Raw genomic sequence first — 6,000 nt, 5'->3', positions numbered from 1 at the left:
CGGGGTCAAGGGTGCGTTAGCGTGGACCACGAAGGTCTCCTGTTCGATGCAGTGGTTGTCTCAGCAACTCCCACTCCACGACAGGAGACCTTCACCATTCAACGATCACTTACCGCGTGTCGTCACAGAACCTCAACCAACGTCCCTGGGCCGTACACCTAGACCAGGTCGGCGTTGCCCTCGATCACTTTCAGGTGGTACTGGAACCGGTCGACCCGCCACCCGTCGGCGGTGCGTACCACGCCGAGGGAGTAGCTGCCGACGAACGTGCGGGTCTTGCCCTCGACCGCGGCGTTCTTGACGTGCACCGCGATGGCGTCCGCGTGCACGCGCGCGGTGTCGCCGTCCAGATCGATGAGGTGGTTACCGGACTGGTGGTGCACCCCGTCGAGGTCGGCGAGCCCGGTGCGCCAGTCCGCGATGATGTCGGCGGCGGCCCGCTCCCCCACCGGCCAGCCGAACCCGCCGTCGAAATCCACGGTCGGGGTGAAGACCTCCGACGACAGCCCTTCCCAGCGCTTCTGATCGGTGTACACGAACATCTTGGTGATCACGTCGACGATGGCGAGCCGGTCGGCGAGAGTGGAGATTTCGGACATACGCCGACCTTAGTCGGCAGGTACCTCCGCGGGTTTCCGAGCCACCCCGCCCAGCAGCACCAGCCCGGTGTCCGGGAGGTCGTCGTCGAGCCACCGCTGCAAGGGAACCACGCCGGGATCCATCAGGTCGAAACCCTCGAAGAACGACTCGACCACGGCCGAAGACCGATACCTCACCTGCGCCGAGGAATTGGCGGTGTCCGACGAGGATTGGGCGATGAAGTCCGGGTTGCTGTTGTCGGCGCCGTGCGTGAACGCGAGAAAGCTCCCCGGCGCCATGGCCGCACCCAATCGCGCGACGATCTCGGCCGGGCGCTCGTCGTCCATCACGAAATGCAGGACGCCGACGAGCGTGATCGCGACCGGCTCGTCGAAGTCGATCGACCCCTCGCTCTTCAGCCGGTCGAGGATGTCGTCCGGCCGGCGGACGTCGCCCTGCATCGCCGTCACGCCTTCCGCGTGCGCCAGCAGGGCATTGCAGTGCGCGTAGACGACCGGGTCGAAGTCGACGTACACCACCCGCGCCGACGGATCGATCTCGCGGGCGACCTCGTGCACGCTGGGCGAAGTCGGGATGCCCGCACCGAGATCGACGAACTGCCGGATCCCCGCCTGTGCGGCGAGCTGGACCGCGTTGACCAGGAACTTGCGACTGAACCACGCCAACGTCCGGGTATCCGGCGCGATGGACAGCATGCGATGCGCGACCGCCCGGTCCACCTCGTAGTTGTCTTTGCCGCCCAGCAGATAGTCGTATACCCGGGCGGAATTCGGCACGTTCGGATCGACGCCCCGCGGTGCTCGCTCCATGTCGGACACCGTACCTTCCTGATCCCGCTGAGTAAGATCCGAACGAATTGTTACTGTCGTTGCCGAATTTCCTTCTGGCGGGAAGACATAGACAATCTCGCGTGAAAGACGATTCCGATGTCACCGGGGACGCGGTCCGGCGGACTCCCCCGTCGGATGCCCCGCCGCCGCGAGCACCCCGGCTCGCGCCATGAGCTCGTCGGCCACCGCACGGGAACGGCGGCCCAGACCGCACGCGCAGGCCACTCCGTCGACCGGGCGGCCGAGCGCGCTCTCGATGAGCCGCAACGTCTCCACCTGCTGCGCCTCGGTCGGAACGTCATGCACCAACCCCGCATAGAAATCCGTGCCCGCACCCAGCGTCAGCCCCGCCAGTGGCGCATAGAACTCGGCCTTCTCCGGCGGCGGTCTATCGCCCGCCGCGACGGGGCCGTGCACGTATTCCAGGACGCGTCCCCGCGGCCAGTGCCGGACGACGGAATTCGCCAGATCGACCAGCGGCCGGGCATCGCGCAACCTGCCACGGGCTTTGTTGCGCAAACTGCCCAGGCACAGGTGCACCCCGAAACGGGTCCCTTCGGGCGCGGCCGCGGCCAGCGCGGCGATCCCCTCGCCCAGTCCCAGCGCCCGTTCGACCGTTCGGTGCAGCGGTTGCGTCTTCGACATGAGCACCAGCTCCGCCGTGGCCTCGAGTTGCACGACGACATCGTCGCCGGCCAGCTCGCGAATGGCCGTGATGTCCCGCACGGTGGCGTCGATGAACGCCCGGCGATGCCGCCGCACCCCTGACGCCCCCATGGCGATGAACGTCAACGTGAAGTCGGTCGGCATGCCGATCTGCAACGCGAGTCCGGGCAGATCTCGGTCCCCGCGCAACGCCCGGAAGATCGGCAGCGCCTCTTCGGCCTCCCGCCGATAGCCGAGATTCATGGCGTCCCCTCGCAATTCGGTGCCGTGGGCGACGCGGTGGATCGTCCGATTCCGGCTCGAGCGCCACGTCCCGGGCTTCTTCACCGCCAGGACGCCCTGGGTCACCAGATCTTCGACGATCGGCTGGATGTAGAACTCGTAGCGCCCGGTCTCCCCCGTCGGCAAGGTACGCAGCCGCGCACCGGCGCTGTCCAGCATGGCCCGCATCGCGACGTCCGTGCTCTCCGCCGGGAAACTGCCGACGAAATGCACTGCCCGTTCCTGTCTCGTTGCACCCACGTTCCCGCGCTCCTCGTTCACCGCCTCGTCCCGAAGATCCGCGCTCCCGACGCGAAGTCGGGCACGACCGAATGCACGTGTGCGGAATCAACTATGCGATAGCCACGGAACATTATGTGCCGTCTCGTCGTCCTCCGGATAGCCGGACGCACGACCGGCCCCGTCTCAGGAGGCGCTCGGCGTCTTCTCGATCACCATTTCGACGCGCGAGGACCTCGATGACGCTATGCAGCGACTACCGGTTCGCCAGCGTCGCCGGACTCGGGTGCACCGTCCTCGACACCCGGGCCTTCGTCGACGGCGGCGCCGCCGAGGACGACTTCGCCACCTTCGTTGCAGGATCGAATGATTGACGTTCCGTAACCCGAATGCGCTTGACAAGCCGCACTATACGAACGACCGGTATTGCGTGGCGCGAGGTTCGGGCATAGCCTGCGTCGCGTGCGAACCTCGCTACGGTCCTTCGTCGCCTCGGCCGCGGCGACACTGCTCTGCCTGACTCCGTGCGTGGCCCATGCCGAGGACACTCCGCCGGGTCGCTGCACGTCGGTTTCCCTGCCGGTCCCGCTGGGCGTGATGGCCGGTGATCTGTGCACGCCCACGGCGCAGGCGACCGACACCGTCATGGTGCTGATCGCGGGTTCCAACTACAACCACACGTACTGGGACTTCCCCTACGCCCCCGAGACTTACAACTTCCGGCGCGCGATGAACGCCGCGGGGATCGCCACACTGGTGGTCGATCGGCTCGGCAACGGCGCGAGCACCAGACCTCCGAGCACACAGGTCACGGCGACGGTCTCGGCGCGCGCCCTGCACGACATCGTCCAGGCCCTGCGCCGAGGGCTGGCGGGTGCGCCCCCGTTCGGCAAGGTCGTCACCGGCGGGCATTCGCTCAGCTCGGGTATCGATGTCCTGGAGGCGAGCACCTACCGGGATGTCGACGGTGTCCTGCTCACCGGTTTCTCCCACGCCCTCAACGTGTCGGAAGTCCTCGGCGTCATCTCCACCTACCACCAAGCCGCCGGGGATCCGCAATTCGCCGGGCGCGGATACGATCCGGGCTATTTGACGACGCGACCCGGTACCCGCGCCGCCGATTTCTTCGCCCCCGAGACGGCCGACCCCGAAGTCCTCGCGGTGGACGAAGCGACCAAGGAAGTCTTCTCGCCGACCGAATATCCCGACGGCCTGACTTCCACCCTTCCGCCGATGACGAACTTCATCGATGTCCCGGTCCTGGTCGTCAACGGCAGCCTGGACCGGCTGTCCTGTGGCCCCGGATTCGCGGTCTGCGCGACGGCCGAGACACTCCACGCCGCCGAGGCGCCGTTCTTCAGCCCGGCCGCGCGGCTGCGCACCTACGTGTTGCCCGGCAGCGGGCATTCGGTCAATCTGGCGCGCAACACCGCCGAGTACCGGGCCGCCGTCATCGACTGGGTGCGTTCGATCGCCTAGGTGTATCGACCCGCAGGGTTGTTGACGCGTGTGATGGGCGGCTTGCCGTCGAGTGCGGTATGGGTTCAGGCGCTCCACCTTGCCGTTCGTCTGCGGACGGTAGGGGCGGATACGTTTGTGGATGACGCCTGCGTTGCGGGTGGCGGGTATGCCACCCATGAGGGCGAGGTCCGACGCCCTTCGGTTGCCAGGGGGTTGCAGGGCGCCGGACGGATGGTCCGTGCAGCCGTCGCCCGGGTTACGGCGCGGGGATGGCTTCGTCGGCTTTCGCCGCGTGATCCGGTGAAGGGCTGGTGTTCTCGGGGCCGCGGGCCAGAATGTAGAGGAACAGGATTCCCATGACGGCCACGCCCGCCCACATGGCCTGCTGCCAACCGTCGACGAAGGACTGCTGGGCGGCATGGACCAGATCTTGTGCGTGCGCGCCCGCGCTGCCCGCTGCCTCGACGGCGGTGGCGATGCCCTCCCTGGCCGCGCCGGCGGTGTCCTGGGGGATGCCGCTCAGCCGGCTGTCGATGGCGTTGCGGTACCCGGCGGACAGGAGCGCGCCGAGCATGGCAACACCGAGGGCCGTGCCGAACTCACGGGTGACGTCGTTGAGGGCGGAGGCAACGCCCTGCTTCGCACGGGGCAGGGACGCGGTGATGGCCTCGGTGGAGGGGGTCATCGACAGGCCCATGCCGAAGCCCATGACGAGCATGCCGGGCAGGATGCTCAGGTAGCCGTCGGCGGAGACGAACAGCGCCATCAGGGCCAGCCCGATCCCGGCCAGCGCGATGCCCGCGGCCATGGTCGCGCGGGAGCCGGTGCGCGCGGCAACTTTGGGGGCGAGGCCGGAGGCCATCATCATCGTGATGGCCATGGGCATCAGGGCCAGTGTGGACAGCAGGCCCGACCAGCCGAACACGGCCTGGAAGAACGGGAAGAGGACCACGGCGATGCCGGCCTGCACACCGAAGACGGCCAGCAGCGTGAGGGACCCGCCCGCCAGGCCACGCTCGCGGAAGAGCCGCACGTCCAGGAGCGCGGCGTCGCGGCGGCGCAGTTCCCAGGCCGCGAAACCGGTTGCGGCCGTGAGGCCGACGGCGAGGCTGATCAGGGTCGCGGGGGCCGTCCAACCGCGTTCGGGGCCTTCCTGCAGCACGAAGATGAGGGCGCTCACCGCGACGATGGAGACCAGCGCGCCGACGGTGTCGAAGCGGTGGGCCGAGGTCTCGCGGGAGTTGGGAACCGACTTCACCGTCATGCCGAGGGCGACGACGCTCAGTACGACGGGCAGCACGAACAGCCGACGCCAGTCCCCGACATCGACCAGGAGTGCGGACAGGAACATGCCGAGCACGCCGCCGGCTCCCGCGACACCGGTCCACACGCCGATCGCCTTGGCGCGCTGCTCCTCGGGAAAGGTGGAGGTGATGACGGCCAGGGTGATCGGCATGATCATCGCCGCGCCGACCCCGCCTGCCACGCGAACGGCCAGCATGACCTCCGCATTCGGGGCGACGCCGGCCAGGACGTTCGAGACGCCGAACACCAGCAACCCGGCGATCAGCATCGGCTTGCGTCCCAGGCGGTCACCGATCGCCCCGAGCGGCAGCAGGAGCGCGGCCAGGGCGAGCGTGTAGATATTGATGATCCACAGGATCGTGCTCTGCGAAGCGCCGAAGTCGACCGCCATGTGGGTTTGCGCGACGCCGAGCCCGGACACCGACGCGATCACAGCCATCAGCGCGATGGAGACGGTGATCAGGATGGTGCGCAGCCGGCGTGCGTCAGGTACGGCGCCGTTGGCGTCCGCAGGGGGTGAAGTTTTGTTCGTACTCATCGGGTGATCTCCAAGGCATGCTGAATCAGCGCCGGATCAGGGTCCGGTCGCGTAGTGGGGTGATGGGGGCCGAGCGGATTGCCTGCGGTCGTGCGGGTT

Annotated in this window: 6 protein-coding genes and 1 pseudogene; 2 read left to right on the top strand and 5 right to left on the bottom strand. The window is 68.0% G+C overall.

The genetic code is table 11. The features are described from left to right. Positions 1-158: 158 nt before the first annotated feature. The 3 genes from HOV91_RS17930 to HOV91_RS17920 form a co-directional block, all read right to left on the bottom strand. The gene (locus HOV91_RS17930; protein ID WP_174186544.1) at positions 159-599 is read right to left on the bottom strand and encodes a nuclear transport factor 2 family protein; all 441 of its coding nucleotides are present in this window, start codon (positions 597-599) and stop codon (positions 159-161) included. A gap of 9 nt (positions 600-608) precedes the next feature. Beyond that, positions 609-1,409, bottom strand: coding sequence for an SAM-dependent methyltransferase (locus HOV91_RS17925; protein WP_174186543.1), 801 nt, complete (start codon positions 1,407-1,409; stop codon positions 609-611). Positions 1,410-1,529: 120 nt separating this feature from the next. Next, the gene (locus tag HOV91_RS17920; RefSeq protein WP_312884670.1) at positions 1,530-2,618 is read right to left on the bottom strand and encodes a hypothetical protein; all 1,089 of its coding nucleotides are present in this window, start codon (positions 2,616-2,618) and stop codon (positions 1,530-1,532) included. A 218-nt stretch (positions 2,619-2,836) separates the two neighbouring features. On the opposite strand from HOV91_RS17920, the gene HOV91_RS40530 reads away from it, so the two are divergent. Both HOV91_RS40530 and HOV91_RS17915 read left to right on the top strand, forming a co-directional pair. Beyond that, positions 2,837-2,971, top strand: coding sequence for a hypothetical protein (locus HOV91_RS40530; protein WP_281370905.1), 135 nt, complete (start codon positions 2,837-2,839; stop codon positions 2,969-2,971). A gap of 88 nt (positions 2,972-3,059) precedes the next feature. Continuing rightward, on the top strand, positions 3,060-4,076 hold the full coding sequence (locus HOV91_RS17915) for an alpha/beta hydrolase (RefSeq protein WP_174186542.1): 1,017 nt from the start codon (positions 3,060-3,062) through the stop codon (positions 4,074-4,076). On the opposite strand, the pseudogene HOV91_RS41250 reads toward HOV91_RS17915, so the two are convergent. Beyond that, positions 4,073-4,205, bottom strand: a pseudogene (locus HOV91_RS41250) (IS481 family transposase); the annotation flags it as partial. The gene HOV91_RS17915 and the pseudogene HOV91_RS41250 sit on opposite strands and share 4 nt — an antisense overlap. Positions 4,206-4,314: 109 nt before the next feature. Then, complete coding sequence (locus HOV91_RS17905) at positions 4,315-5,901, bottom strand: MFS transporter (protein ID WP_174186541.1); 1,587 nt, start codon at positions 5,899-5,901, stop codon at positions 4,315-4,317. Positions 5,902-6,000 lie beyond the last annotated feature (99 nt).

The organism is Nocardia barduliensis (genome assembly GCF_013315795.1).
Classification (GTDB): Bacteria; Actinomycetota; Actinomycetes; order Mycobacteriales; family Mycobacteriaceae; genus Nocardia; species Nocardia barduliensis.
Note: the sequence above shows the minus strand (reverse complement) of the source record. Positions and strands in the feature narration are given on the sequence as shown.

Bases quoted from the DNA above. Each gene is read 5' to 3' on its own strand.
- HOV91_RS17930 (WP_174186544.1), bottom strand. From the start codon at position 599: ATGTCCGAAATCTCCACTCTCGCCGACCGGCTCGCCATCGTCGACGTG.
- HOV91_RS17925 (WP_174186543.1), bottom strand. From the start codon at position 1,409: ATGGAGCGAGCACCGCGGGGCGTCGATCCGAACGTGCCGAATTCCGCC.
- HOV91_RS40530 (WP_281370905.1), top strand. From the start codon at position 2,837: ATGACGCTATGCAGCGACTACCGGTTCGCCAGCGTCGCCGGACTCGGG.
- HOV91_RS17905 (WP_174186541.1), bottom strand. From the start codon at position 5,901: ATGAGTACGAACAAAACTTCACCCCCTGCGGACGCCAACGGCGCCGTA.